The 25875-nt window shown below is 61.6% G+C and carries 25 protein-coding genes; 8 read left to right on the top strand and 17 right to left on the bottom strand.

Going from position 1 to position 25875, the window contains the following annotated elements; genetic code table 11:
- The first annotated feature begins 1 nt into the window (after nt 1).
- Together V3H56_RS21100 and V3H56_RS21095 are read left to right on the top strand one after the other, a co-directional pair.
- Nucleotides 2-880, top strand: a complete 879-nt coding sequence (locus V3H56_RS21100) for an MBL fold metallo-hydrolase (RefSeq protein ID WP_042731004.1) — start codon at nt 2-4, stop codon at nt 878-880.
- Between the two features lie 103 nt (nt 881-983).
- Nucleotides 984-1598 carry an NAD(P)-dependent oxidoreductase gene (locus V3H56_RS21095; RefSeq protein WP_042731005.1) on the top strand — a complete coding sequence of 205 codons (615 nt, stop codon included), beginning with the start codon at nt 984-986 and terminating at the stop codon, nt 1596-1598.
- Nucleotides 1599-1913: 315 nt separating this feature from the next.
- Here the strand turns inward: V3H56_RS21095 and V3H56_RS21090 are convergent, their stop codons facing one another.
- The 11 genes from V3H56_RS21090 to V3H56_RS21040 form a co-directional block, all read right to left on the bottom strand.
- The gene (locus tag V3H56_RS21090; protein WP_170862026.1) at nt 1914-2243 is read right to left on the bottom strand and encodes a GlpM family protein; all 330 of its coding nucleotides are present in this window, start codon (nt 2241-2243) and stop codon (nt 1914-1916) included.
- A gap of 26 nt (nt 2244-2269) precedes the next feature.
- Nucleotides 2270-3598: a sigma-54 dependent transcriptional regulator gene (locus V3H56_RS21085; RefSeq protein ID WP_042731007.1), complete on the bottom strand. Its 1329-nt coding sequence runs from the start codon at nt 3596-3598 to the stop codon at nt 2270-2272.
- The gene (locus V3H56_RS21080) at nt 3595-5496 is read right to left on the bottom strand and encodes an ATP-binding protein (RefSeq protein WP_047736619.1); all 1902 of its coding nucleotides are present in this window, start codon (nt 5494-5496) and stop codon (nt 3595-3597) included. The genes V3H56_RS21085 and V3H56_RS21080 overlap by 4 nt, the downstream gene beginning before the upstream one ends.
- Before the next feature lie 214 nt (nt 5497-5710).
- Nucleotides 5711-6445, bottom strand: a complete 735-nt coding sequence (locus V3H56_RS21075; protein ID WP_003204983.1) for an amino acid ABC transporter ATP-binding protein — start codon at nt 6443-6445, stop codon at nt 5711-5713.
- Nucleotides 6442-7113 carry an ABC transporter permease subunit gene (locus V3H56_RS21070; RefSeq protein WP_042730390.1) on the bottom strand — a complete coding sequence of 224 codons (672 nt, stop codon included), beginning with the start codon at nt 7111-7113 and terminating at the stop codon, nt 6442-6444. Before V3H56_RS21070 ends, V3H56_RS21075 begins: the two co-directional genes overlap by 4 nt.
- Nucleotides 7113-7859: an amino acid ABC transporter permease gene (locus V3H56_RS21065; protein WP_042730391.1), complete on the bottom strand. Its 747-nt coding sequence runs from the start codon at nt 7857-7859 to the stop codon at nt 7113-7115. The genes V3H56_RS21070 and V3H56_RS21065 overlap by 1 nt, the downstream gene beginning before the upstream one ends.
- Before the next feature lie 195 nt (nt 7860-8054).
- Complete coding sequence (locus V3H56_RS21060; protein WP_338473839.1) at nt 8055-8969, bottom strand: glutamate/aspartate ABC transporter substrate-binding protein; 915 nt, start codon at nt 8967-8969, stop codon at nt 8055-8057.
- A 447-nt stretch (nt 8970-9416) separates the two neighbouring features.
- Nucleotides 9417-10955, bottom strand: coding sequence for a glycerol-3-phosphate dehydrogenase (gene glpD, locus V3H56_RS21055; protein WP_042730393.1), 1539 nt, complete (start codon nt 10953-10955; stop codon nt 9417-9419).
- A gap of 324 nt (nt 10956-11279) precedes the next feature.
- Nucleotides 11280-12035, bottom strand: a complete 756-nt coding sequence (locus tag V3H56_RS21050; RefSeq protein ID WP_042730394.1) for a DeoR/GlpR family transcriptional regulator — start codon at nt 12033-12035, stop codon at nt 11280-11282.
- Between the two features lie 89 nt (nt 12036-12124).
- Nucleotides 12125-13630 (bottom strand): glycerol kinase GlpK, encoded by a 1506-nt coding sequence (gene glpK / locus V3H56_RS21045; RefSeq protein WP_338473838.1) that lies wholly within the window; start codon nt 13628-13630, stop codon nt 12125-12127.
- Nucleotides 13631-13708: 78 nt separating this feature from the next.
- On the bottom strand, nt 13709-14560 hold the full coding sequence (locus V3H56_RS21040) for an MIP/aquaporin family protein (RefSeq protein ID WP_042730396.1): 852 nt from the start codon (nt 14558-14560) through the stop codon (nt 13709-13711).
- Between the two features lie 321 nt (nt 14561-14881).
- On the opposite strand from V3H56_RS21040, the gene ybaK reads away from it, so the two are divergent.
- On the top strand, nt 14882-15352 hold the full coding sequence (ybaK, locus tag V3H56_RS21035; protein WP_047736617.1) for a Cys-tRNA(Pro) deacylase: 471 nt from the start codon (nt 14882-14884) through the stop codon (nt 15350-15352).
- A gap of 145 nt (nt 15353-15497) precedes the next feature.
- Nucleotides 15498-16280, top strand: coding sequence for a PhzF family phenazine biosynthesis protein (locus V3H56_RS21030; protein ID WP_047736614.1), 783 nt, complete (start codon nt 15498-15500; stop codon nt 16278-16280).
- A 135-nt stretch (nt 16281-16415) separates the two neighbouring features.
- On the opposite strand, the gene V3H56_RS21025 is transcribed toward V3H56_RS21030, so the two are convergent.
- Entirely contained in the window at nt 16416-17525 is a 1110-nt protein-coding gene (locus V3H56_RS21025; RefSeq protein ID WP_338473837.1) for an ABC transporter ATP-binding protein, read from the bottom strand.
- Nucleotides 17522-18442 (bottom strand): ornithine carbamoyltransferase, encoded by a 921-nt coding sequence (gene argF, locus V3H56_RS21020; protein WP_042730400.1) that lies wholly within the window; start codon nt 18440-18442, stop codon nt 17522-17524. Before argF ends, V3H56_RS21025 begins: the two co-directional genes overlap by 4 nt.
- 405 nt (nt 18443-18847) lie before the next feature.
- On the opposite strand from argF, the gene V3H56_RS21015 reads away from it, so the two are divergent.
- The 3 genes from V3H56_RS21015 (at nt 18848) to grxD (ending at nt 21805) form a co-directional block, all read left to right on the top strand.
- Entirely contained in the window at nt 18848-19135 is a 288-nt protein-coding gene (locus tag V3H56_RS21015) for a hypothetical protein (RefSeq protein ID WP_042730401.1), read from the top strand.
- 131 nt (nt 19136-19266) lie between these two features.
- Nucleotides 19267-21375, top strand: coding sequence for a molybdopterin oxidoreductase family protein (locus V3H56_RS21010; protein ID WP_042730402.1), 2109 nt, complete (start codon nt 19267-19269; stop codon nt 21373-21375).
- Nucleotides 21376-21466: 91 nt separating this feature from the next.
- Nucleotides 21467-21805 (top strand): Grx4 family monothiol glutaredoxin, encoded by a 339-nt coding sequence (gene grxD, locus V3H56_RS21005; protein WP_047736611.1) that lies wholly within the window; start codon nt 21467-21469, stop codon nt 21803-21805.
- A 223-nt stretch (nt 21806-22028) separates the two neighbouring features.
- Here grxD and bfr read toward each other — a convergent pair whose 3' ends face one another.
- A complete protein-coding gene (gene bfr, locus V3H56_RS21000; protein ID WP_042729347.1) occupies nt 22029-22502 on the bottom strand; it encodes a bacterioferritin in 474 nt (157 codons plus the stop codon).
- 199 nt (nt 22503-22701) lie between these two features.
- The gene (locus V3H56_RS20995; RefSeq protein ID WP_042729348.1) at nt 22702-22920 is read right to left on the bottom strand and encodes a bacterioferritin-associated ferredoxin; all 219 of its coding nucleotides are present in this window, start codon (nt 22918-22920) and stop codon (nt 22702-22704) included.
- A gap of 316 nt (nt 22921-23236) precedes the next feature.
- On the opposite strand from V3H56_RS20995, the gene V3H56_RS20990 reads away from it, so the two are divergent.
- Nucleotides 23237-23839, top strand: a complete 603-nt coding sequence (locus tag V3H56_RS20990) for a peroxiredoxin (protein ID WP_042729349.1) — start codon at nt 23237-23239, stop codon at nt 23837-23839.
- Nucleotides 23840-24059: 220 nt separating this feature from the next.
- Here the strand turns inward: V3H56_RS20990 and rnt are convergent, their stop codons facing one another.
- Nucleotides 24060-24737: a ribonuclease T gene (gene rnt, locus V3H56_RS20985; protein ID WP_003204947.1), complete on the bottom strand. Its 678-nt coding sequence runs from the start codon at nt 24735-24737 to the stop codon at nt 24060-24062.
- Entirely contained in the window at nt 24734-25780 is a 1047-nt protein-coding gene (gene pyrC / locus V3H56_RS20980; protein ID WP_042729350.1) for a dihydroorotase, read from the bottom strand. Before pyrC ends, rnt begins: the two co-directional genes overlap by 4 nt.
- Between the last annotated feature and the right edge of the window lie 95 nt (nt 25781-25875).

Genomic DNA, 25875 nt, shown 5'->3' with positions numbered 1-25875 from the left:
CATGACCGGATTCACCCCACTCAAGCGCTTGTTGCTGGCGACCGCATCCCTGGCGTTCGCGGCCCATAGCTGGGCAGCCGACTTGACACTCGATGTCTACAACCCTGGCGCCGCGGCGGTCTTTCCGGTGTCCTCGGTGTTGGTCAGTGGCGAGCACGACGCCATCCTGGTCGACGCCCAGTTCGGTAAATCCCAGGCCGAGCAGGTCGTGGAAAAAATCCGCGCCAGCGGAAAGCGACTGACCACGATTTACATCAGCCACGGCGATCCCGACTACTATTTTGGTTTGCAGACCCTGACGGCCGCTTTCCCCGAGGCCAAGGTGCTGGCCACCCAGCCGACCGTCGAACACATCAAGCACACGATGGACGGCAAGCTGAAATATTGGGGGCCGATCCTGAAGGCTGATGCACCCGACAACGCCATCGTGCCCCAGGTGCTCAAGGGCGACAGCCTGACCCTGGAGGGCAAGCGCTTGCAGGTCATCGGCCTGGATGGCCCGCAACCGGAGCGCAGTTTCGTCTGGATACCATCGATCAAGGCCGTGGTCGGGGGCGTGGTGGTGGCCGAGAACATCCATGTCTGGATGGCCGACACCCAGACGCCGCAGTCCCATCAGGATTGGCTGGCGACCCTGGACAGCATCGAGAAGCTGCAGCCGCGCAGCGTGATCCCCGGCCATTACCTGGGCGAGAGCACCCGCTCCCTGGCGTCGGTCAAGTTCACCGCCGGCTACATCAAGGCTTTCGACGAAGAAACCGCCCGCGCCAAGGACGCCGCCGCCCTGATCGCCGCCATGAAACAACGCTACCCGGACCTGGGCGAAGACAGCTCGCTCGAGCTCAGTGCCAAGGTGGCCAAGGGGGAAATGAAGTGGTGAGTGCCTGACGGCCGATGACACCTTTGCCGCAATCAATCAGCTTGGCTGCCTCGCTACAAGGGGTTGCATGCCCGGTATCTATGAGTAATCACTGGAGAACATCATGAGCAAGATCGCAATCATCGGCGCCACCGGTCGTGCTGGCAGCCAACTGTTGGAAGAAGCCCTGCGTCGTGGCCACAGCGTGACGGCCATTGCCCGCAACACTGCAAGCATCGGTGACAGGCCTGGCGTGGTCAGCCAGTCACTGGATGTGTTGGACAGCGAAGCGCTGACTGCCGCCGTCGCCGGTCACGATGCCGTGATCAGTGCCGCGCACTTTGCCACCGTACCGGCCGACAAGATCATCGCGCCGTTGAAAGCGGCGGGGGTCAAGCGCCTGCTGGTGGTGGGTGGGGCCGGCTCGCTGCTGCTGCCGGACAACAGCCGGGTGATCGACAGCGATGGTTTCCCCGAGGAATACCTCGCCGAAGCCACGGCCGGAGCTTTGTTCCTGGATGTGCTGCGCCAGGAGCAGGACCTGGACTGGACGTTCCTTTCTCCTTCGGCGGAGTTCGTCGAGACCGAGCGCACCGGGCACTTTCGCCTTGGCAAGGATCACTTGCTGTTCGACGAGGCAGGCCGCAGTTGGATCAGTTTCGCCGACTACGCCATCGCGATGATCGACGAAGTGCAGACGCCGCAGTTTTCGCGGACGCGGTTCACCGTCGGTTATTGATTCGCCGCTCCCACAAGGGATCTACGGTGAACACACATCCTGTGCCCGCCAACGATCAATGTGTGGGAGCGGGCTTGCCCGCGAAGAGGCCGGGCCTGTCCAACAGATGCGTCGACTGATACACCGCTTTCGCGAGCAAGCTCGCTCCCACAGGGGATCTATGGTGAACACACATCCTGTGCTCGCCAACGATCAATGTGTGGGAGCGGGCTTGCCCGCGAAGAGGCCGGGCCTGTCCAACAGATGCGTCGACTGATCCCCCGGCTTTCGCGAGCAAGCTCGCTCCCACAGGGGAGATAAGGCACGCTTGTGCCCTTAGCCGTGAACCCTTACCCAGACGCTGACCAGCACCGTGGCGGCCATCAGCCACGCCACCGCCGCCACCGCCAGGGATGCTTCCAGGCGCATCCGGTCGACCATGACATACAGGGTCGCCAGGTACACGAAATACGGAATGATCGACCACATGCCAAACACGATGGTGGTCTTCAGGTCGTCCACCGAGCGGCCCTTGCCGACGATGTAGTGGGCGATCAAGGCAAAGGTGGGAAACAGCGGCACCAGCCCGGCGATGTAGTAATTGCGGGTCTTGGCGAGCATCGCCAGGATCACCACCACGGCAGCCCCCAGCGCCGCCTTGAAAATCAGGTCCACAGGTCATTGCCCCGTTGTTAATGGCTCAGGCCATATTTTTTGACTTTGTCGAACAGGGTGGTCTTGGCCATCCCCAGTTCCTGGCTGGCCTGGGTCAGGTTGCCGCCGCTGCGTTGCAGGGCGTCCACCAACAGGTTGCGTTCGAACGCTTCCACCGCTTCGGCGAAGGCCAGGCCCTGGCCGCCGCTGCTGGCACCGGTTTTCTTGAAGGCAGGCAGGCCGAGGGCATAGCGCTCGGCGACGTTGCGCAATTCGCGCACGTTGCCCGGCCAATCATGGCTCATCAGGTTCGACAGGGTCTGGTTATCCAGCTGCGGCACCGTGCGGTCGAAACGCAGGGACGATTGCTGGAGGAAATGTTCGAACAGTTGCAGGATGTCTTCGCGCCGCTCGCGCAGGGGCGGCAGTTCCAGCGTCACCACGTTGAGGCGGTAATACAGGTCGCTGCGAAACTGGCCGGCGCGGCCCATTTCGTCCAGGTCGGACTTGGTCGCGGCAATCACCCGGCAGTCCACCGCCACGCTCTGGTTCGAGCCCAGCCGTTCGAGGGTGCGTTCCTGCAACACCCGCAGCAACTTGATTTGCAGGGGCAGGGGCATGCTTTCCACTTCATCGAGAAACAGCGTACCGCCATCGGCATGCTCGATCTTGCCGATCCGGCGCTTGCCGGCGCCAGTGAAGGCATTGGCTTCATGGCCGAAAATCTCGCTTTCGAACAGGTTCTCCGGCAGGCCCCCGCAGTTGAGCGCGACGAACTGTTTGCCGTGGCGCCGGCTGAAGTCATGCAGGCAGCGAGCGACCAGTTCCTTGCCGGTGCCGGTCTCGCCTTCGATCAGCACGTTGGCCGAGGTGTCGGCGACATTGGCGATCAGTTCGCGCAGGTGCTGCATGGCCGGCGAGCGGCCGATGATGCGGCCTTCCAGGGAGTCGCGCTCGGCCAACTGGCGGCGCAGCGATGACACTTCGCGGGCCAGGCTGCGCTGTTCGAGGGCGCGCCGGGCGACGTCCACCAGGCGTTCGGGGGAGAAGGGTTTCTCCATGAAGTCATAGGCGCCTTTCTGCATGGCGCCGACGGCCATGGAAATGTCGCCGTGGCCGGTGATCAACACCACCGGCAAGCGACTGTCCCGAGCCTTGAGACGGGTCAGCAGTTCCAGGCCGTCGATGCCCGGCAGGCGAATGTCGCTGATGACGATGCCGGCAAAGTCATCGCCCACCTGTTCCAGGGCTTCTTCGGCGCTGCCCACGCCGATGCACGGGATGTCCTCCAGGCTCAGGGCCTGCTGGCAACCCAGCAGGACGTGGGGGTCGTCTTCGACGATCAGTACGCTCAGGTCGTTGTTCATGGTTGCTCGGCTGGGGGAAGGCTTACCAACGGTAAACTGAGGACGAAGGTGGTGCCACGTTCGACCGGGAATTCGACGCCCAGGTGCCCGCCCGCGGCGGCGGCCAGGCTCGCCGAGAGCGTCAGGCCCAGGCCCAGGCCCTGTTCGCCGGGCTTGGTGGTGAAGAAGGGTTCGAACAAATGCTTGCGGGCTTCGGGGTCGATGCCATGGCCGTTGTCCCGCACCCGCAGGCGGTACTTGCCGTGGCTGCTTTCACCGTCGAGCCATAGTTGTGGCTCGGGCTGCGTCTGCATGGCATCCAGGGCGTTGCCGATCAGGTTCACCAGGATCTGCTCCAGGCGCGTCTGGTCGATTTGCAACTGGACGTCGGCGTAGCCGTTGTGGATCTGGATGTTGCGGTTTTCCAGACGCCCGCCCAGCAATTGCAGCGCGGCCTCGACGGCCTTGCCCAGGCTCGCCCGGCCCTGATCGTCGCCCCGTCGGGCAAAGGCGCGCAGGCTGGCGGTGATGCGCCCCATGCGGTCGATCAATTCGTTGATGGTCTTGAGGTTGGTGCTGGCGATGTCCAGTTGCCCGCGTTCGAGAAAGCGCACGGTATTGCCAGACAACGTGCGCAAGGCCGCCAGCGGTTGGTTGAGTTCATGGGCGATGCTGGTGGACATCTGGCCGATGGCCGCCAGCTTACCGGCCTGGACCAGTTCGTCCTGGGCCCGGCGCAGGGTCTCTTCGGCCTGTCGACGCTCACGGATCTGGCTCTTGAGCCGTTCGTTGCTGGCGCGCAGGTCGGTGGTGCGTTCGGTAATCCGACGTTCGAGCTGGCTGTTGGCTTCCTGCAAGGCTTCCCGGGCCGCGAGGCGGGTGGCGATGACCTTGCGCCGTTCGTTCCAGGCGATCAGCAGGAACGCCACCAGGGCGAAGGCCACGGCCACCAGGATGCCCTGGTTGATCGCCTGGCGGCGCAGGTCTTCCAGCGGCGTCAACAGGGTGAAGTTCCACGGTGTGTCGCTCAGTGGCCGGGTCTGCGACAAATAGCTGATGGCGCGTTCGTCGGACACCAGTTCGGTGTTGGCCGGGAAGGTCAGTTTCTCCATGCCTTCGGCCAGGCGCTCCCGGGCCAGGGGCACCAGTTCGTTCAGTGGGAACCAGTAGTATTGCAGGCTGCGGGCCAGGCGTTCCTTGGTCTCGTCGCTCAAGGGGCGCACGGACTTGAGCCGCCGCGCCGGGTCGCTGGACAAGATGATGATGCCGTTTTCATCGCTGACGAACGCTTCCAGGCGTGCCCGCTGCCAGCGTTCCTCCAGGGCTTCGAGGCGCACCTTGACCACGGCGACGCCAATGATCTTGCCCTGTTCTTCCAGGCCGTGGGCCAGGTAGTAGCCGGGTTCGCCGTTGGTGCTGCCAATGCCATAGAAGCGACCCGGCTGGCCGCGCACGGCGTTCTGGAAATAGGCGCGAAAGGACAGGTCTTCACCCAGGTAACTGTCGACGTCGCGCCAGTTGCTGGTGGCCATGACGCGGCCGGTCGTGTCCATCACGTAGATGGCCCGGCTGCGGCTGCGCCGGTTCAGGCCTTCGAGGTATTCGTTGACGGTCTTGCGGTGTTCGGGTGTCGGGTCGTCGAGCAGCGTCGAGACACTCGATTCAAGCTCCAGCAGGCTCGGCAAGTAGGTGTACTTGCTGATTTCACTCTCCACCGCCCGGGCATGCAGCTCCAGCTGGCGCTCGCCGTTCTCGGCAAGGCCACGCACGCCATAGTGTTCGCTGATCCAGAAGCCGAGATAGCCCAGGCCGATCATCAACGCGATGATCAGCGGCGGCAGGAACAGGTGGCGGATCAGGCGGGGTTTCACGGCAAGTGATGGCGGCGCGGCGCGATAGAGGGTGGGGTCGCATTTCATCACAGAAGCCTTGGGTCAACCAGTGTGCTGCGGTCGTCCTTCGAACGCGGCTCTGTGGCGAGGGAGCTTGCTCCCGCTCGGCTGCGAAGCAGTCGCAAAACGGTTCGTGCGGTGTGCCAGATGCAATGCATTTACCGGTTTGGGGTCGCTGCGCGACCCAGCGGGAGCAAGCTCCCTTGCCACAAGAGCAAGTGCGTCTAAAAGAAGGCGACGCTTAGTGCTGCAGGATTTTCTCAAGGAAGTGCTGCGCACGTTCGGAGCGGGCGCTGATGTCGCCGAAGAACTCTTCTTTCTTGCAGTCTTCGATGATCTGGCCCTGGTCCATGAAGATCACCCGGTTCGCCACTTTGCGGGCGAAGCCCATTTCGTGGGTCACGCACATCATGGTCATGCCTTCGTGGGCCAGTTGCACCATCACGTCGAGCACTTCGTTGACCATTTCCGGGTCGAGGGCCGAGGTGGGTTCGTCGAACAGCATCACCACCGGGTCCATCGCCAGGGCCCGGGCGATCGCCACGCGCTGCTGTTGGCCGCCGGAGAGCTGGCCCGGGTGCTTATGGGCATGGGCCGACAGGCCGACGCGCTCGAGCAGTTGCAGGCCTTTCTTGGTGGCTTCTTCCTTGCTGCGGCCCAACACTTTGATCTGCGCGATGGTCAGGTTTTCGGTGATGGTCAGGTGCGGGAACAGCTCGAAGTGCTGGAACACCATGCCCACCCGCGAACGCAATTTCGGCAGGTTGGTCTTCGGGTCGGCGATGGAGGTGCCGTCGACCACGATGTCGCCTTTCTGGAATGGCTCCAAGGCGTTCACGCACTTGATCAGCGTGGACTTGCCCGAACCCGAAGGGCCGCACACCACCACGACCTCACCCTTGCTGACCTCGGTGCTGCAATTGGTCAGTACCTGGAAGTCCCCATACCACTTGTTGATGTTCTTGATAGAGATCATACGGCGAACCTTTTTTGCAGACGCTTGACCAGCAGCGAGGCGGCAAAGCTGATTGTGAAGTACACGAGACCTGCGACGATCAGGAACTCATTGGAGCGGCCGATGATGTCGCCATTGGCCCGCGAAGCATTGAGGAAGTCCACCAGGCCGACCGTGTAGACCAGCGAGGTGTCCTGAAACAGGATGATGCTCTGCTGCAGCAGCAGCGGGGTCATCTTGCGGAACGCCTGGGGCAGGATGATCAGGCGCATGGTCTGGCCATAGTTCATGCCCAGGGCCTGGGCCGCACCCATCTGGCCCTTGGGGATCGACTGCACGCCGGCGCGCACGATTTCGCAGAAGTACGCCGCCTCGAACATCATGAAGGCCACGACGCAGGAGCCGAAGGCCCCGATCGGCGTGTCTTCGCCGGTGATCCAGCGCAGCACGAACGGCACCGCCAGGTAGAACCAGGTGATGACCAGCAGCAGCGGGATCGAGCGGAAGTAGTTGACGTACGCGCCGGCGATGTTGGAGATCAGTTTGTTGTGGGACAGGCGCATCAACGCCAGGATCGTCCCCAGGATGATCCCGCCGACGACACCCAGGGCCATCAGTTTCAAGGTCATCACCATGCCATTCCACAGGCCGGGAATGGCCGGGACGACACCGCTGAAATCGAATTCCATCATTTACCCCCCACGGAGATCAGGCCGGGCACCGCGACTTTCTTCTCGACCATGCGCATGAGCAGCATCAGGCTCATGTTCAAGGTGAAGTAGATCAGCGTCGCCAGGGTAAAGGCTTCGAACAGGTTGGCGGAGAACTCGGCGGTCTGCTTGGTTTGCGCGAGCAGTTCCATCAGGCCGATCAGCGAGGCCACGGAGGAGTTCTTGAAGACGTTGAGGAATTCCGAGGTTAGCGGCGGAATGATGATCCGATACGCCTGGGGCAGCAGCACGTTCCAGTAGATCTGCGGCAGCTTGAAGCCCATGGCGCGGGCAGCGGATTCCTGGCCGCGCGGCAGCGCCTGGATACCGGTGCGCACCTGTTCGCAGACCCGGGCGGCGGTAAACAGCCCCAGGCACACGACGACGCTCAGGTAGGCCGAGGTGGTCGGGTTCAGGTCCTGCTTGTACCACTCCTGCAGGTTTTCGGGCAGCAGGTCGGGCACCAGGAAGTACCAGATGAACAGCTGAACCAGCAGCGGCACGTTGCGGAAAAGCTCCACGTAGCAGGTGGCGATGCCCGACACCAGCCGGTTCGGCACGGTGCGCATCACGCCCAGGATAGAGCCCAGCATCAGGGCGATGATCCAGGCGACGACGGCGATGGCGATGGTCCAGCCCAGGCCGGCGATGTACCAGTCGAGATAAGTCTCGCTGCCCACGCCGGTGGACTTGAAGAACACGCCCCAGTCCCAGTTGTAATTCATTAGGGTCTCCCCTCAGATCGTTCGATGTGCAAATGCCCGCCTGGGGAAGCTCCGTTCCCGTCCTGGCCTGTAAAGGCCAGGCACACGCGATCGGCTCGACAACCACCGCCTCGAGTGTTTCCAGATATGCCAGCAGGGAGTGACCATCCCCTGAAAGGGCGGGGCCCCTTCAGGAGATAAGGTTAGTCAGAAAAATCAGGACTTCTTGTCGTCAGCCGCTTTGTCGGTCGGATTGGCGATCAATGCCTTGAGCTCGTCGCTCATCGGGAAGTTCAGGTTCAGGTTTTTCGGTGGGATGGGCTGGGTGAACCACTTGTCGTAGATCTTGTTGATCTCGCCCGAGGCATAGGTCGCCTTGATGGCTTCGTCGACCGCTTTCTTGAACGGCTCGTCGCCCTTGCGCATCATGCAGCCGTAGATCTCGTAGGACTGTGGTGTACCGGTGACGGCCCAGTCGTCGGCCTTCTTGGCCTTGGCCGCTTCGCCGGCCAGCAGGGCGTCATCCATCATGAACGCGACGGCACGGCCCGATTCCAGCATCTGGAAGGACTCGCCGTGGTCCTTGGCAGAGATGACGTTCATGCCCATCTGCTTGTCGGCGTTCATTGCCTTGAGCAGGCGCTCGGAGGTGGTGCCGGCGGTGGTCACGACGTTCTTGCCCTTCAGATCGTCGAAATCCTTGTACTTGGAGTCTTTCTTGGAGAGCAGGCGGGTGCCGATCTCGAAGATGCCGACGGAGAAATCAACCTGTTGCTGACGCTCGACGTTGTTGGTGGTGGAGCCGCACTCCAGGTCCACGGTGCCGTTCTGCACCAGCGGGATGCGGGTTTGCGAGGTCACCAGGTTGTACTTGACCTGCAGGTTCGGCAGGTCCAGGTCTTTTTTCAGTGCTTCGACGACTTTCAGCTGGATATCGTGGGAGTAGCCCACCGGCTTGCCGGAAGCGTCTGCGATGTAGGAGAACGGAATGGAAGCGTCGCGATGCCCAAGCGTGATGACGCCGGACTCTTTGATCTTTTTCAGCGTGCCGGTCAGTTCGGCGGCGAAAACCGGGGTGCTGATCAGAGCGGCAGCAATGGCTGCGCCCAGAAGATGGGGAACGATGCGCATCGATGTTTCCTCGACATTGTTTTTTTTATTTCAGCCGGTACGTCGGCCCTGAGTGCTTCGAAACGCCTGGCAGCTCCTGTTGTGTTGGCATGCAGGCATTCGTCTCGAAGGAGTGTAGAGCATGACTCGTGCCAGGCCAGTCGATACAGGTTAACTATATGTTTTATAAAGTAATTAATGTTTTGTTTCAGGTTTATTTGCCGGTTGTTTATCCGGCTGGCCGAACTGACTGATGGGTCTTGTTCGGAAAACCGAATGCCCTGAGGTCGCATTAATCCATTGTGGGAGCGAGCTTGCTCGCGAATGCGGTGTGCCAGTCATATAGATGTTGAATGTGCAGGCGTCATCGCGGGCAAGCTCGCTCCAACAGGGGCATTGGTGGACGCCAGATAGCAAAAAGCCCCTGAATCGCATGATTCAGGGGCTTGGGTCATTGCAGTCTTGCCTTCAGGCCGCTTCGATCTTGCGGCGGTTGTGCTCGACCTTTTCCAGGTACTGCTGAAGCTTTTGCTGTTCGGCCGCAGTGGTGAACAGGCCCAGCTTGCTACGACGCCAAAGGATGTCCTGGGCGTCGACGGCCCACTCATCGCTGCACAGATAGTCGACTTCGCGGGTATAGAGGCCGCCGCCGAGGTGTTCGCCCAGGTCGGCGAGCGTCTGCACGCCTTCCAGCATGCGCCAGGTGCGGCTGCCATAGGTGGTGGCCCAGCGCCGGGCGATGTCGGTGGGCAGCCAGTCGAACTTGTCGCGGATGGCCGAGCACAGCGCTTGCGGGGTGGTCATGTTTTCGCCGCCAGGAAGCGTGGCGACGGCGGTCCAACTCGGGCGCATCTGGGTGAAGTACGGAGCCAGTTGCGCCATGGCCGACTCGGCCAGCTTGCGGTAGGTGGTCAGCTTGCCACCGAACACCGAGAGCAACGGGGCTTCTTCGCCACCGCCGGAGAGCGCCAGGGTGTAGTCCCGGGTCACGGCCGACGGGTTGTCGGATTCGTCGTTGCACAGCGGACGCACGCCGGAATAGCTGTGCAGGATGTCGTCGCGGCTGAGCTGTTTCTTGAAGTGGGCGTTGACCACTTTCAGCAGGTAATCGGTTTCGCCTTCAGTGATGGCCACTTTGGCCGGATCGCCGGTGTATTCGCGATCGGTGGTGCCGATCAGGGTGAACTGGTTCAGGTACGGAATGGTGAACACGATGCGTTGGTCTTCGTTTTGAAGAATGTGCGCATGTTCGCCTTCATAGAGTTTCGGCACGATCAGGTGGCTGCCCTGGATCAGGCGGATGCCGTAGGGCGATTCCATCTTCAGGTCATCGCGAATGAACTTGGCCACCCACGGGCCAGCGGCATTCACCAGTGCCTTGGCGCGAATCGAAAACAGGCTGCCGTCGGCACGTTCCAGGTGCAGGTGCCACAGGCCTTTGCTGCGACGGGCGTTCACGCAACGGGTGCGGGTGTGGATATGGGCGCCTTTTTCCCGGGCGGCCATGGCGTTGAGCACTACCAATCGGGCGTCGTCGACCCAGCAGTCGGAGTATTCGAAGCCTTTGGTGATCTCGCTTTTCAGCGCGCTGTCGGCACCGAATTTCAAGCTCTTGGAGCCGGCGAGCTGTTCACGCTTGCCGAGGTGATCGTAGAGGAACAGGCCGGCGCGAATCATCCACGCCGGACGCAAGTGCGGGCGGTGGGGCAGCACGAAGCGCATTTGCTTGACGATGTGCGGCGCCTTGGCCAGCAGCACCTCGCGTTCGGCCAGTGCCTCGCGCACCAGGCGGAACTCGTAGTGTTCGAGGTAGCGCAGGCCGCCATGAATCAATTTACTGCTGGCCGACGACGTGTGGCTGGCCAGATCGTCCTTTTCGCAAAGGAACACCGAAAGACCGCGACCGGCAGCGTCCGCGGCAATCCCCACGCCGTTGATACCGCCGCCAATCACGGCGACATCGTAAACCTCGGCGAGAGGGGGCGTAGGCAAGGTAGAAGTGGGCATCGGCTGGCCTCGGGCTTTTTTTCGTAATATTTGAATTCGAACATTAATGTTCATTTGCGAAAATACTAGCCCATAAGGACAGCAACGGCCAGTCGATTTCGATTGAAAAAACTGATCAAGGGAAGCTGAAAGGAAAATTTTCGAACATAAAAATAACGCTCAAGGCGCGGCGTGCACTTGTGGCGAGGGGATTTATCCCCGCTGGCTCGCGAATCAGGCCTAAACCCGGCGATTCGGTATCTCAGACAAGCTGAATGACTGAAGGGGGCTGCTGCGCAGCCCAACGGGGATAAATCCCCTCGCCACAGGGTATTGGGGGAGGGGTTAAACCACTTCCAGTCGAATCTTGTGCTGGCTCAGCAACTGCACCAGGGCTGGCACCGGTTGCTGGTCGGTCACCAGGCAGTCGATGAGGCTGATCGGGCCCAGGCGCACCATGGCATTGCGCCCGAACTTGCTGGAGTCGGCCGCCAGCAGCACTTGCCGGGCGTTGGCGATGATCGCCTGGGACACCCGCACTTCCTGGTAATCGAAATCCAGCAGGCTGCCATCCTCATCGATGCCACTGATGCCCACCAAGGCGAAATCGACCTTGAACTGGTTGATGAAATCGACGCTGGCCTGGCCCACTACGCCACCGTCTCGTCGCACGTTGCCGCCGGCGACCAGGACTTCGAAATCGTCCTTGGCACTGAGGATCGATGCCACGTGCAGGTTGTTGGTGATGACCTTCAAGTGGTTGTGATTGAGCAGTGCCCGGGCGATGGATTCGGTGGTGGTGCCGATGTTGATGAACAGCGAGGCGTGATCGGGGATCTGGGCGGCAATGGCTTCGGCGATGCGCTGCTTCTCGTCGCGCATCTGGTCGGCGCGCATGGCGTAGGCGGTGTTTTCCACGCTGGAATCGTAGGCGGCGCCGCCGTGGTAGCGGCGCAACAGGTTGGCCTCCGCCAGTTGATTGATGTCTCGGCGGATGGTTTGCGGGGTTACAACGAACAACTGCGCCATTTCCTCAATGCTGACGTAGCCGCGTTCGCGGACCAGTTCGAGGATTTGCTGCTGACGGGGAGGCAGATTCATGGGCGTCCTTTGGGCTGCCGAAATATGCCCATGATGCCGCAGGAATCTGCTCCCGACCAGTTCAGACCCAGGTGTTGCTCAGGGTCGGCTTATTCGGCGTCTTCGTGGGGTTCCCAGTCGCGGGTGCGGCTGACCGCTTTCTGCCAGCCGGCGTAGAGCTTTTCCTTCGCCGGTTCGTCCAGTTGCGGTTCGAACTCGCGCTCGATCACTGCCTTGCCGCGCAGCTCTTCCAGGCTGCCCCAGAAACCGCACGCCAGGCCGGCCAGGTAGGCCGCGCCCAAAGCGGTGGTTTCGCGCATTTTCGGACGCTCGACCCGTGTGCCCAGGATGTCGGCCTGGAACTGCATCAGGAAGTTGTTCGCCACCGCGCCGCCGTCCACACGCAGGGCCTTGAGACGCTCACCGGAGTCCTGTTGCATGGCATCGAGCACGTCGCGCGTCTGGTAGGCGATGGACTCCAGGGCCGCACGGATGATGTGATCGACCCGCACGCCCCGGGTCAGGCCAAACAACGCGCCCCGGGCATAGGGGTCCCAGTACGGCGCGCCCAGGCCGGTGAAGGCCGGCACCAGGTACACACCGTTGCTGTCCTTGACCTTGTTGGCAAAGTATTCGGTGTCCAGGGCGTCGTTGATGATTTTCAGCTCATCGCGCAACCACTGCACCGTGGAGCCGCCATTGAACACCGCGCCTTCGAGGGCGTAGGCGACCTCGCCGCGTGGGCCGCAACCGATGGTGGTAAGCATGCCGTGTTTGGACTTGACCGCCTTGTTCCCGGTGTTCATCAGCAAGAAGCAGCCGGTGCCGTAGGTGTTTTTCGCCTGGCCCGGCTCCACGCACATCTGGCCGAAGAGGGCGGCCTGCTGGTCGCCGGCGATACCGCCGATGGCGATGCCACTCTTGGTGCGGCCGTAGATCTCTGAGGACGACTTCACTTCCGGGAGCATTTCCCGGGGGATGTCGAGGATCTCGAGCATCTTCGCATCCCACTCCAGCGTATGGATGTTGAAGAGCATGGTGCGCGAGGCGTTGGTGTAGTCGGTGACGTGGACCTTGCCGCCGGTGAATTTCCAGATGAGCCAGCTGTCGACGGTGCCGAACAGCAACTCGCCGTTGCGGGCACGCTCGCGGCTGCCTTCGACGTTGTCCAGGATCCACTTGAGCTTGGTGCCGGAGAAGTACGGGTCGGTCACCAGGCCGGTGGTGTCGCTGATGTATTGCTCGTGGCCGTCGCGCTTGAGCTGCTGGCAGATTTCAGTGCTGCGACGGCATTGCCAGACGACGGCGTTGTAGATCGGCCGGCCGGTGGTCTTGTCCCAGACCACTGTCGTCTCGCGCTGGTTGGTGATGCCGATGGCAGCTACCTGGTCATGGTGCAGGCCGGCCTGGGCCAGGGCTTCGACCATCACGCCGCTCTGGGTGGCGAAGATTTCCATCGGGTCGTGTTCGACCCAGCCGGCCTGGGGGTAGTGCTGGGCGAATTCGCGCTGGGCGATGCAGACCACGTTGGCGTCACGGTCGAAAATGATCGCGCGCGAGCTGGTCGTACCCTGGTCGAGGGCAATGATGTAGTTCTTGTTCTGGAGGTCGGTCATGTCGATTGCCTTGGGACGAAAATAAGGGCTGAGGCCATGGCGCACGCTCGAACGGGCAGGAGCGTGCGCCGACTGTTTTCAGGATGTTCTGGGCTTGCCGTCAATGGCCGGTTCTGCATCCTTTATAGCTGTCGTGGTGCTGGGCAGATGGCGGGCAATCAGCCCGCGATAGGCCGCAGCACCCAGGCATGCACCCAGCAGCGGTGCAAAAATCGGAACCAGGAAGTATGGGATGTCGCGCCCACCGGTGAGGGAAATTTCACCCCAGCCTGTGACGAAAGTCATCAGTTTAGGGCCGAAGTCCCGAGCCGGGTTCATCGCGAAGCCGGTCAACGGCCCCATCGAACTGCCGATCACCGCAATCAACAGGCCGATCAACAACGGCGCCAGCGGGCCGCGGGGCAAGCCATTGTTATCATCGGTGAGGGACATGATCACCCCCATCAGGATGGCGGTGATGATCATTTCCACCACGAAGGCCTGGCCAGTGGAGAGGGCTGGATGTGGATAAGTGGAGAATACCGACGCCAGCTCGAGGCTCGCCTCGGTGCCACGGATCATGTGTCGCGACTGTTCGAAATCGAAGAACAGGTTGCTGTACAGCGTGTACACCAGCAACGCGCCGCAGAAGGCGCCGGCGACCTGGCAGATGATATAGAAGGGCAGCTTGCGCTTTTCGAAGTCAGTGAAGAGGCACAGGGCGACGCTGACGGCAGGGTTCAGGTGCGCGCCGGAGATGCCTGCACTGAGGTAGATCGCCATGCTGACGCCGACGCCCCAGATGATGCTGATTTCCCACAAGCCGAAACTCGCACCCGCGACCTTGAGCGCTGCAACGCAACCGGTCCCGAAGAAGATCAATAGCGCTGTCCCCAGGAATTCGGCCAGGCATTGGCTGGAAAGGGACGGCTGTTGTGAAGCAATGGTCATTCGAACCTCGGTTTTTGTTTTTTTCCGGGCGCGTTCGAGCAAGCTCTACAGCGCGATTTCCGCCGAGGCAGGATGCAGTCCTTGGCCTCGGGTTGTTGCTTGAGACATGCGTTATGGCTTTCAGTTTCGAAAAAATATAGACAAGAAACGCTGGTGTCAAAGGTCGAAAGTGAACCGTCGGTCACATTTCAACTATTCGTGGCGTGAATGTCTGCTTCTTTGCCAAGCCCTCATCGACAGCGACACTGCGGCCCACAGCCTTTTGGCCAGTGATGGCTTAGAATCCATCCACTCTTTTTGATTTCCCTGTCAGGAGCGGTCATGACCCCCGCGTTGGATCTGTTGAAGAAAGTGCGCGCCGAACATCGTATCCACAGTTATGAACACGACCCCAAGGCAGCGTCCTACGGCCTGGAAGCGGCGGAAAAACTTGGACTGGAGCCGGCCCAGGTGTTCAAGACATTGCTGGCCGCCAGTGAAAAAGGTGAGCTGCTGGTGGCGGTTGTGCCGGTGGCAGGCAGCCTGGACCTGAAAGGCCTGGCCCACGCGGCAGGCGTGAAGAAAGTGGAGATGGCCGACCCGGCGGCGGCACAGCGTTCGACCGGGTATTTGCTCGGCGGCATCAGCCCGCTGGGGCAGAAGAAGCGCCTGCGCACGTTCATCGATACGTCTGCTGAACAGTTCGACAGCATCTTCGTCAGTGCCGGCAGGCGCGGGCTGGAAGTGGAGCTGGCGCCTTCGGTGCTGGCAGAACACACCGGGGCGAAGTTCGCCGAGATCGGCCGCGCCTGATTCCAGGATGAGCACAGCGTCCAAGCGGAGGCTAGCCTGCTTGTCAGGGGCGCATGCGGTGTAGGGTGAAAATTCTGCTGATCTGTCACTGGATACCACCGTTGCCGCCCTTCATGCTGGCGCATCAATAAAAAGGAGAAGGGCCATGCAGCTTGCGTTTCATCAGGTCGATGCGTTCAGTGACCGCCCGTTTGGCGGCAACCCGGCGATGGTCTATCGGCTCGACGCCTGGCTCGCCGATGATTTGATGCAGAAGATCGCCGCCGAGCACAACCTGGCGGAAACCGCGTTTGTGGTGCGTGAAGGCCAGCAGTGGCATATCCGCTGGTTCACGCCCACCACGGAAGTCCCACTGTGCGGGCACGCGACGCTGGCCAGTGCCCATGTGCTGTTCGAGGTCTACCACGAAACCGCAGAGCGCCTGGAGTTCACTTGCCGGTCCGGTCCATTGAGTGTCACCCGCGACCAGGGCCGCTTATGGCTGGACTTCCCGGCCATCGTGCCTACCGAGCTGGGTGTGTCCCTGGCGGTCCAGAGCGCGCTGAACGTCGAAGCGGTGGACGTGCTGAGCTCCAATGAGCTGTTCGTGGTGCTGGAGTCGGAGCAGGCGGTGCTCGATTGCAAGCCGGACATGGCCGCCCTGGCAAAACTGCCTTGGCCGGGTGCGATCGTGACCGCGCCGGGCAGTAAGCATGATTTCGTCTCGCGCTATTTCGCCCCGGCGATCGGCATCAACGAAGACCCGGTGACCGGTTCGACCCATTGCAGCCTGATTCCCTACTGGTCCAAGCGCCTGGGCAAGCGAGGGCTGACGGCCTACCAGTGTTCGGCCCGGGGCGGAGCCCTGTTCTGCCGGCTGGAAGGGGAGCGGGTGCGGATTGGCGGCGACGCGAGGTTGGTGGCCAGCGGGACCCTTTCACTGGGCTGATCAGCGCGAAGGCGCTTGTGTGGCGAGGGAGCAAGCTCGCGCTCGAGTGCGCAGCGCTCGCATGTTTTTTGGGGTCGCTACGCGCCCCAGCGGGAGCAAGCTCCCTCGCCACAAAGCCATCCAAACAATCGATGATCAGTGGGTTGCGCTGTACCGCCGCACGCCGCTTTCCATCGCAGGCAGATGCGCCGCCGTGCTGCCCGAGGCCTGGAACAGCACCAGGTGCTCTGCCGCCACGCGGATACCGACACGGGCGCCGACCTGGTGGTCGGCATGGCTCGGGAAGATCGACTCCAGTTGGGCGCCCGTCGGTAATTGCAGGCGATACAAGGTCGATGCGCCCAGGAATGTCTTGTCGACGATCTGGGCGGTGAGCGGGCTGTCCGGGGCGTAGACGATGTCGTCCGGTCGCAGCAATGCGTCCACCGCGGCGCCAATCGGCCAGGTGTAGGCCCGGTTACCGCGCAGGATGCCCAGCTCGGTCTGCACCGACTCGGGGCTTTCGAGGCGGCCACGGATGAAATAACCCTGTCCGATGAAGCTGGCCACGAAGGGCGTCAGGGGTTCGTGATAGAGGTTGTAGGGCGTGTCCCACTGTTCCAGTCGACCTTCCTTGAACACCCCGACATGGTCGCTCACGGCAAACGCTTCTTCCTGATCGTGGGTGACCAGGATCGCGCTGGTGCCGCGGGCCTTGAGGATGGCCCGGACCTCATGGCTGAGTTTGCGTCGCAACTCGCCGTCGAGGTTGGAGAACGGTTCGTCGAGCAACAGCAACTGCGGTTCCGGCGCCAGCGCGCGGGCCAGGGCGACGCGCTGTTGCTGGCCGCCGGAGAGCTCATGGGGAAAACGCCCGCCAAGGTTCTTCAGGTTCACCAGCTCCAGCAGTTCCTCCACTACCCGCGCCTTGTTCGGATGCTTGCGAATGCCAAAGGCAATGTTCTCGCTCACACTCAGGTGGGGGAACAACGCATAGTCCTGGAACACCATGCCGATGCGGCGTTTTTCCGGGGCGAGGGTGAAACCGGCGCGGGAGAGGGTTTGCCCGGCCAGTTGGATCTCGCCTTCGTGCACCGGCTCGAAACCGGCAATAGCCCGCAACGTGGTGGTCTTGCCGCAGCCAGACGAACCGAGCAGGCAACCGATGTCACCGGCATTGAGGTGCAGGTTGAGGTTCTGCACAACCCGTTGGTCCTGGTAACCACACGCCAGGTTGTGCAGATTCAGCAGCAGGGGCTGGCTCATGCGTGGCGGTACGCCGGCTCGACCAGGAACTCCAGCAGGGCCTTCTGTGCATGAAGGCGGTTCTCTGCCTGGTCCCAGGCCACCGAGCGCGGGTCGTCCAGCAGGTCGACGCTGATTTCTTCGCCACGGTGGGCCGGCAGGCAATGCATAAACAGCACGTCGGCATCCGCCAGGTCGAGCAGGGCGCGGTTGACCTGCAGCGGCGCGAACAGCTCCAGGCGCTTGGCGGTTTCTTCTTCCTGGCCCATGGAGGTCCAGACGTCGGTGCTCACCAGGTGCGCGCCGGCCACGGCCAGTTTCGGATCGCGGACAATTGTCACCCGGTCCCCGGCCTTGGCGACCAGCCTGGCGTCGGGATCGTAGCCTTCGGGGCAGGCAATGCGCAGTTGAAAGTCGAATTGCAGCGCCGCTTCTATATAGCTGTTGCACATGTTGTTGCCATCGCCGATCCAGGCCACGGTCTTGCCCTGGATCGAGCCACGGTGCTCGAGGAAGGTCTGCATGTCGGCCAGCAGTTGGCAGGGGTGCAGGTCATCGGACAGACCGTTGATCACCGGCACGCGGGAATGGGCCGCGAACTCGGTCAGGGTGCTGTGGGCAAAGGTGCGGATCATCACCGCATCCAGCATGCTCGACATGACGATGGCGCAATCGCTGATGGGTTCGCCACGGCCCAGTTGAGTGTCACGCGGCGACAGGAAGATCGCCTGGCCGCCGAGTTGGATCATGCCAGCTTCGAAAGAGATGCGGGTGCGGGTCGATGATTTCTCGAAGATCATCCCCAGCACGCGGTTTTTCAAGGGCTCGAACAGTACGCCGCGGTTACGCAGGTCCTTGAGCTCCACGCCTCGACGGATCACGCCGAGCAACTCATCGGGCGTGAAATCCATCAGGGAGAGAAAGTGCCTTGCGCTCATGATTGACTACCTTTTTTTTGTTACTGACCGCAGATGCTCAAAGCCTTGTTCAGGGACAACGGGCGAGACCTGCGGCAAAAGCCGCACGGGGCGACGAAAATAGGGGAAGGCGCGATATTGACATTAAATGTCGCGTCTTACCAATAGGGCTACGGTTTTTGGGGATTCAGCGAGGCCATCGCCGTGGTTGCGATGGCGGGTTGGGGGCCGTTTTCCTGACAGCAGCGCCTCTTTGTACACTGCTGTCGCGTCGCTTGGCAATCAAGCGGGACGGGGCTTGGGCGACCCGGAAGAGCGTTTCGCTGCCCCGGGCAGGCGCCCACCCGCCCACCGGTGGCTGTGAAACATTTCCTAATGCAAGGGCCTGGGTTATAAATGAACCCCGCGTGACACAGGAGCCCCGAAATGGATTCGAAAGAGCAGCAACTGATGGAATTGTTAGGGCTGACGGCACGCACGCTGACGCACCTGACCGCTTCGGTGACGTCCATGTCATTCGAGTTGCTGCGCAGCGAGGATGAGGTAACCAAGGCGGCGGCCCGTCGAATGATCGATCGCATGGCCACCATCAGCGGCGGCATCGATGAACACTGGCGGCTGATTGGTGAGTTGACCGGCGACCCGATCACTCAGGAACTGGTGGAAACCGTCGAGGAGATCCAGTTGCTGGCACCGCCGCCCGACCGGTCTTGACGGCACTTCATCGGCGGGCCTGATGCCCGCCAATTCACAGGACGAACGTCGCTGGCGCCGCCGGGGATCACGCGCCATAGTTTTGTTCCCGCGGCCGACAGTGCCCGCTACGAATAAAACAGAGGCTGGCCATGACCAAGACTCTTCACCACCGTGCGTGCCATCTGTGCGAAGCCATTTGTGGCTTGACCCTCGAAACCACCGAAACCGAAGGCCAGGGCCTGGCGATCACCTCGATCAAGGGGGATGCGCTGGACAGCTTCAGCCGGGGTCATATCTGCCCCAAGGCGGTGGCCCTGCAGGATATCCAGAATGATCCGGACCGCTTGCGCCAGCCCATGCAGCGGGTCGGCAACGAATGGCAGCCCATTGCCTGGGACGCTGCCTTCGCCCTGGTCGCCGAGCGCCTGGCGGACATCCAGGCACGTCATGGCCAGAACGCGGTGGCGGTCTACCAGGGCAACCCCAGCGTGCACAATTACGGGCTGATGACCCACAGCAACTATTTCCTCGGCCTGTTGAAGACCCGCAGCCGTTTCTCGGCGACGTCGGTAGACCAGTTGCCCCATCACTTGACCAGCCACCTGATGTACGGCCATGGCTTGCTGATCCCGATCCCGGACATCGACCACACCGACTTCATGCTGATCCTGGGCGGCAACCCGCTGGCGTCCAACGGCAGCATCATGACCGTGCCGGACGTGGAAAAACGCCTCAAGGCCATCCAGGCCCGTGGCGGCAAGGTGGTGGTGGTCGATCCACGCCGCAGCGAGACAGCGGCCATTGCCGACCAGCATGTCTTCGTACGCCCCGGTGGCGACGCTGCGTTGTTGCTGGGCTTGCTCAATACCTTGTTCGATGAAGGCCTGACCCGCGACAGCCATCTGCCGGTAGACGACCTTCATCGGGTGCGTGAAGCCGTCGAGCGGTTCACGGCGCAAGCGATGAGCCCGCTCTGCGCGGTGCCGGCGGCGCAGATCCGGCAGTTGGCCCGGGACTTCGCCGCCGCGCCATCAGCGGTCTGCTACGGGCGGATGGGCGTTTCGACCCAGGCCTTCGGTACGCTGTGCCAGTGGCTGATCCAGGTGATCAACCTGGTCACCGGCAACCTTGACCGCGTGGGCGGGGCCTTGTGCACCGAGCCTGCGGTGGATCTGGTGGCGACCACGTCGGGCGGGCATTTCAATCGCTGGCAGAGCCGGGTGTCCGGGCGCCCCGAGTACGCCGGGGAGTTGCCGGTGTCGGCCCTGGCCGAAGAGATGCTCACCGAAGGAGAGGGCCAGGTGCGTGCGCTGGTCACCGTGGCCGGCAACCCGGTGCTGTCCACGCCGAACGGGCGTCAATTGGAGCAGGCGCTCGACGGCCTGGAGTTCATGGTCAGCGTCGACTTGTACATCAACGAAACCACGCGGTACGCCGACCTGATCCTGCCCTCGACGTCGGCGCTGGAAAACGACCATTACGACACCACGTTCAATGTGTTCGCGGTGCGCAACGTGACCCGTTTCAACCGGGCGATCCTGCCCAAGCCCGAAGGCGCGTTGCACGATTGGGAAATTTTCGTCGGCCTGGCCAAGGCCTTCGCCGCCAGGACTGGTAAGGAACTCAAGCCCACCCTGCCGCCGGCGCAAATGATCGATTTCGGCTTGCGGGCGGGGGCGTATGGCGATGCGTCGCCACACAAGTTGTCCCTGGCAACGCTGTTCGATCACCCCCATGGCATCGACCTGGGTGCGCTCAAGCCCAACCTGGCGGGACGGCTGAAGACCGAAAACCAGCGCGTGCAGGCCGCGCCGGCCGTGATCCTGGCCGATATCGAGCGTTTTGCCGCCGTGCAGGCGCCCGCACCGGATGAGTTGCTGATGATTGGCCGTCGTCATGTGCGCAGCAATAATTCGTGGATGCACAACTTCCATCGGCTGGTGAAAGGCAAGCCACGTCATCAACTGCTGATGCACCCGGATGACCTGGCCAGCCGCAGCCTGGTCGATGGCCAGCGGGTGAAAGTCAGCTCCCGGGTGGGCACCATCGAAGTGGAAGTCCAGGGCAGCGCGGACATGATGAAAGGTGTGGTCAGCTTGCCACACGGTTGGGGTCATGCCCGGCCAGGTGTGCAGATGAGCATCGCCAGCGGCCAGCCGGGCTCCAGTGCCAACGACCTGACGGATGAGTGCCAGTTGGATGAGTTGTCCGGCAACGCGGCACTCAATGGCGTACCGGTGAAGGTCGCGGCTGCGTGAATTTGTCCCTGGGACAGCGTGCTCGGCTTTCCGTTACAATGCGTCACCGTGTCGACGACTTAAGTCGCAGAAGTTCAAGCCGAGGTGCTCCATGGATATCATCGAAACGATCAAAGACCAGATTGCCAACAACACCGTCCTGCTCTACATGAAAGGCGCGCCGAATGCTCCGCAATGCGGCTTCTCGGCCAAGGCTGCCCAGGCGGTGATGGCATGTGGCGAGAAGTTCGCCTACGTAGACATCCTGCAGAACCCGGAAATTCGTGCCAACCTGCCGAAGTACGCCAACTGGCCAACCTTCCCGCAACTGTGGGTGGGTGGCGAGTTGATTGGCGGCAGCGACATCATGACCGAGATGGCGGCTGACGGTTCGCTGCAGGCCACCATCAAGGCCGCTGTGGAAAAAGCAGCGAACAAGACCGAAGCCTGATTATGGACGTCTGTTCACCACACTGGTTGTGGTGAACACGAAACCTTGTGGGAGCGGGCTTGCTCGCGAATGCGGAGGGTCAGTCAGCGTTTGTTTATCTGATATGGCGTTTTCGCGAGCAAGCCCGCTCCCACATTGGATTTGGCATGCCTGGAAGTCCAGGCAATAAAAAGCCCCGCCTCTCACAAGAGGGCGGGGCTTTTTAGTGGCAGGTGGGGGGAAGTTACTCTTCGCCCATCTGCGATTGCAGGTAGTTCTCAAGGCCCACTTTATCGATCAGGCCCAATTGGGTTTCCAGCCAGTCGATGTGCTCTTCCTCGGATTCGAGGATGTCTTCCAAAAGTTCACGGCTACCGAAGTCGCCAACGCTTTCACAATGGGCGATGGCGGCTTTCAGATCGGCGTGGCCGGTGCGCTCGATGCGCAGGTCGCACTCCAGCATTTCCTGGGTGTGTTCACCGATGTGCAGTTTGCCCAGGTCCTGGACGTTCGGCAGGCCTTCGAGAAACAGGATGCGCTTGATCAGCTTGTCCGCGTGCTTCATCTCGTCGATGGATTCGTGGTACTCGTGCTTGCCCAGCTTGTTCAGGCCCCAATCTTCGTACATGCGCGCATGCAGGAAGTATTGGTTGATCGCGACCAGTTCATTGGCAAGGATCTTGTTGAGATGCTGGATGACTGTAATGTCGCCTTTCATGATGAGGCCTGCCCTGTAATAGCTGTGTATGGGGCAGAGTTTGAGCCGCGTATTGACCAGTGTCAAACCTAAGTTATTGAATAATAAATGAAAATTAATCGGAATAAGAATGTTTGTGTTCCGCGTCTTGACGCTAACCAATTGATTTACAGGCATAAAAAAACCGGACATGGTGTCCGGTTCCTTGAAGTGCTGTTTATTACGCGGCGGTAAATTCTACCGGGTAGGGAATGGCGGCTTGTGCCGTCTGCACCTTGGCGAGGGTTTCACGTACCACTTCCTTGGCCAGGCAGGCACATTTGCCGCATTGGCTGGCTACGCCGGTGGCCTGGCGGACTTCGCGATAGCTGCAGCAACCTTCGTAGATTGCTTCGCGGATTTGTCCGTCGGTGACGCCAGTGCAGAGGCATACATACATAAGTGAGAACCGTCGCTGGTTGTGACTCAATTGAGACGGATCTTAATGTTAACGAGAATGATTGTCAAAGTGGTTTCTGAAACCCTCGGGCCAGAGCGGTGCCTGCCTGACGAACGGTTCTGCGCGAGGATCATTGCACGATCATGAGGCGAAACATTGATTTTTCAATGTCGCGGAAAAACCGTTGAAGACAGTCCAAATGCCCGGTGTATGATGGTCGGTCCTTGCAAAGCGGGTTCGTGTCACAGGGCTGTCGCCTGAGGGTGACAGGCTGGCCCGGACCTTGTTTTCACGTTACTACACCAGGAGATATCCAATGAGCGTACTCGTAGGCAAACAAGCCCCTGACTTCACCGTTCCAGCCGTCCTCGGCAACGGCGAAATCGTCGACAGCTTCACCCTGTCCTCGGCCATCAAAGGCAAATACGGCCTGGTGTTCTTCTACCCACTGGACTTCACCTTCGTCTGCCCGTCCGAGCTGATCGCACTGGATCACCGCATGGACGACTTCAAGGCGCGCAACGTCGAAGTGATCGCTGTCTCGATCGACTCGCACTTCACCCACAACGCCTGGCGCAACACCCCGATCAACAATGGCGGTATCGGCCAGGTGAAATACACCATGGCTGCCGACATGAAGCACGAGATCGCCAAGGCCTACGACGTTGAGTCCGAAGGTGGCGTGGCTTTCCGTGGTGCGTTCCTGATCGACGACAAAGGCGTGGTTCGTTCGCAGATCATCAACGACCTGCCACTGGGCCGTAACATGGAAGAGCTGATCCGTCTGGTCGACGCTCTGCAATTCCACGAAGAGCACGGCGAAGTCTGCCCAGCCAACTGGAAAAAAGGCGACAAGGGCATGACCGCATCGCCTGAAGGCGTTGCCGCTTACCTGGGCGAGCACAGCGACAAGCTGTAAGCGAACCTGGCATAAAAAACCGGCCCTTGATGGGCCGGTTTTTTTTGGGGGGTGTTCTAAAGCAGAGCACAATCCTGTGGCGAGGGGATTTATCCCCGATGGGCCGCGAAGCGGCCCCCAAACCTGCCAATTGAGTTTGCCTGGCTCATCCTTCTGGGACTGCTGCGCAGTCCAACGGGGATAAATCCCCTCGCCACAAGAGAGCCAAGCCAGGCGGATGTCAGTCGTCGAAATCCTGCCAGCCACCCATCTCTTTCCACCGATTGACGATGCCGCAGAACAGCTCGGCGGTCTTCTCGGTGTCGTAGCGGGCCGAGTGGGCCTCGCGGCCATCGAAGTCGATGTCGGCGGCCTGGCAGGCTTTCGCCAGGACGGTCTGGCCGTACGCCAGGCCGGCGAGGGTGGCCGTGTCGAAACTGGAGAACGGGTGGAACGGGTTGCGCTTCATGTCCAGGCGCGCGACGGCGGCATTGAGGAAGCCCAGGTCGAAGCTGCTGTTATGCCCGACCAGGATCGCGCGCTTGCAGCCGTTGGCCTTCAACGCCTTGCGTACGCCGCGGAAGATGTCGGTCAGGGCCGTCTCTTCGCTGACGGCCATGCGCAGCGGGTGGTCAAGCTTGATCCCGGTGAACTCCAGGGCCGCCGCTTCGACGTTGGCACCTTCGAACGGTTCGACGCGGAAGAAATAGGTGTGATCCGGGAACACGAAGCCTTTTTCATCCATGCCGATGGTCGTCGCGGCGATTTCCAGCAGGGCATCGGTGGCGGAGTTGAAGCCGCCGGTTTCTACGTCGACGACAACCGGCAGGTAGCCGCGGAACCGGGCTGCCATCGGGTGACGGGCACCGCCCGAACCACCATTGCCGTCCAGTTCGTCGTCGAAATGATCTTCACTCACGCGTTTTCCTCCAGCAGGCGCCAGCGCAGTTTTTCACCGGCGCGCAGCGGGATGACGGTCTGCTCGCCGAACGGCAGGCTGACGGGGGCGGTCCATTCGTCGCGGACCAGGGTAATGCGATCGGTGTTCACCGGCAGGCCGTAGAAGCGCGGACCGTGCAGGCTGGCGAAGCCTTCGAGCTTGTCCAGCGCATTGCGCTGCTCGAATGCCTCGGCATACATCTCGATGGCGGCGTACGCGGTGTAGCAGCCGGCGCAACCGCAGGCAGCTTCCTTGGCGTGGCGGGCGTGGGGCGCCGAGTCCGTGCCGAGGAAGAACTTGGCGCTGCCGCTGGTGGCGGCGTCGAGCAAGGCTTGCTGATGAGTGTTGCGCTTGAGGATCGGCAGGCAATAGAAGTGCGGCCGGATCCCGCCCACCAGCATGTGGTTGCGGTTGTACAGCAGGTGATGCGCGGTAATGGTCGCGCCCACGTTGGCCGGGGCTTCGTTGACGAACTGCACGGCGTCGCCGGTGGTGATGTGTTCGAACACCACCTTGAGGGTCGGGAAGCGTTCCACGACGCGGCGCATGTGCTCGTCGATGAAGATTTTCTCGCGGTCGAAGACGTCGATGTCGCCGCGGGTCACTTCGCCGTGGATCAGCAGCGGCATGCCGACTTCGGCCATGGCCTCCAGCACCGGGAAGATCGTGTCGATGCGGGTGACGCCGGAGTCCGAGTTGGTGGTCGCGCCGGCCGGGTACAGCTTGGCGGCGTGGACAAAGCCACTGGCCTTGGCGTCACGGATCTCTTCGGGCTGGGTGCGGTCGGTGAGGTACAGCACCATCAGCGGTTCGAAGCGGCTGCCAGCCGGGCGCGCCGCGAGGATGCGCTGGCGATAGCCATCGGCCTCGGCGGCGTTGCGCACCGGCGGAACCAGGTTAGGCATGATGATTGCGCGCCCGAAGGTGCGCGCGACATCGGCGACGGTATGGGTCAACACAGCACCATCGCGAAGATGAATATGCCAGTCGTCGGGACGCAGCAGGGTCAGGCGGTCGGACATTGGGGGGCTTCCAGGCGGGTCAAACTCTGGGGAATGCTACCGGAAAAGACCGATTCAGGCACCCGCTATCAAGTTCTGGCGCCGGCGACCGATAG

Source organism: Pseudomonas sp. MS646, from assembly GCF_036693845.1.
GTDB classification, from domain to species: domain Bacteria; phylum Pseudomonadota; class Gammaproteobacteria; order Pseudomonadales; family Pseudomonadaceae; genus Aquipseudomonas; species Aquipseudomonas chlororaphis_E.
This window is presented reverse-complemented; position numbering and strand designations above follow the sequence as displayed.

What these genes read in the sequence shown, in the direction of transcription:
- V3H56_RS21015 (WP_042730401.1), top strand. Translation starts at nt 18,848, where the DNA reads ATGGATTCGAAAGAGCAGCAACTGATGGAATTGTTAGGGCTGACGGCA.
- V3H56_RS20995 (WP_042729348.1), bottom strand. Translation starts at nt 22,920, where the DNA reads ATGTATGTATGCCTCTGCACTGGCGTCACCGACGGACAAATCCGCGAA.
- V3H56_RS21025 (WP_338473837.1), bottom strand. Translation starts at nt 17,525, where the DNA reads ATGAGCCAGCCCCTGCTGCTGAATCTGCACAACCTGGCGTGTGGTTAC.
- V3H56_RS21010 (WP_042730402.1), top strand. Translation starts at nt 19,267, where the DNA reads ATGACCAAGACTCTTCACCACCGTGCGTGCCATCTGTGCGAAGCCATT.
- V3H56_RS21085 (WP_042731007.1), bottom strand. Translation starts at nt 3,598, where the DNA reads ATGAACAACGACCTGAGCGTACTGATCGTCGAAGACGACCCCCACGTC.
- grxD (WP_047736611.1), top strand. Translation starts at nt 21,467, where the DNA reads ATGGATATCATCGAAACGATCAAAGACCAGATTGCCAACAACACCGTC.
- argF (WP_042730400.1), bottom strand. Translation starts at nt 18,442, where the DNA reads ATGAGCGCAAGGCACTTTCTCTCCCTGATGGATTTCACGCCCGATGAG.
- V3H56_RS21070 (WP_042730390.1), bottom strand. Translation starts at nt 7,113, where the DNA reads ATGGAATTCGATTTCAGCGGTGTCGTCCCGGCCATTCCCGGCCTGTGG.
- ybaK (WP_047736617.1), top strand. Translation starts at nt 14,882, where the DNA reads ATGACCCCCGCGTTGGATCTGTTGAAGAAAGTGCGCGCCGAACATCGT.
- V3H56_RS20990 (WP_042729349.1), top strand. Translation starts at nt 23,237, where the DNA reads ATGAGCGTACTCGTAGGCAAACAAGCCCCTGACTTCACCGTTCCAGCC.
- V3H56_RS21100 (WP_042731004.1), top strand. Translation starts at nt 2, where the DNA reads ATGACCGGATTCACCCCACTCAAGCGCTTGTTGCTGGCGACCGCATCC.
- V3H56_RS21030 (WP_047736614.1), top strand. Translation starts at nt 15,498, where the DNA reads ATGCAGCTTGCGTTTCATCAGGTCGATGCGTTCAGTGACCGCCCGTTT.
- V3H56_RS21095 (WP_042731005.1), top strand. Translation starts at nt 984, where the DNA reads ATGAGCAAGATCGCAATCATCGGCGCCACCGGTCGTGCTGGCAGCCAA.
- V3H56_RS21065 (WP_042730391.1), bottom strand. Translation starts at nt 7,859, where the DNA reads ATGAATTACAACTGGGACTGGGGCGTGTTCTTCAAGTCCACCGGCGTG.
- V3H56_RS21040 (WP_042730396.1), bottom strand. Translation starts at nt 14,560, where the DNA reads ATGACCATTGCTTCACAACAGCCGTCCCTTTCCAGCCAATGCCTGGCC.
- glpK (WP_338473838.1), bottom strand. Translation starts at nt 13,630, where the DNA reads ATGACCGACCTCCAGAACAAGAACTACATCATTGCCCTCGACCAGGGT.
- glpD (WP_042730393.1), bottom strand. Translation starts at nt 10,955, where the DNA reads ATGCCCACTTCTACCTTGCCTACGCCCCCTCTCGCCGAGGTTTACGAT.
- pyrC (WP_042729350.1), bottom strand. Translation starts at nt 25,780, where the DNA reads ATGTCCGACCGCCTGACCCTGCTGCGTCCCGACGACTGGCATATTCAT.
- V3H56_RS21060 (WP_338473839.1), bottom strand. Translation starts at nt 8,969, where the DNA reads ATGCGCATCGTTCCCCATCTTCTGGGCGCAGCCATTGCTGCCGCTCTG.
- V3H56_RS21075 (WP_003204983.1), bottom strand. Translation starts at nt 6,445, where the DNA reads ATGATCTCTATCAAGAACATCAACAAGTGGTATGGGGACTTCCAGGTA.
- V3H56_RS21050 (WP_042730394.1), bottom strand. Translation starts at nt 12,035, where the DNA reads ATGAATCTGCCTCCCCGTCAGCAGCAAATCCTCGAACTGGTCCGCGAA.
- V3H56_RS21080 (WP_047736619.1), bottom strand. Translation starts at nt 5,496, where the DNA reads ATGAAATGCGACCCCACCCTCTATCGCGCCGCGCCGCCATCACTTGCC.
- bfr (WP_042729347.1), bottom strand. Translation starts at nt 22,502, where the DNA reads ATGAAAGGCGACATTACAGTCATCCAGCATCTCAACAAGATCCTTGCC.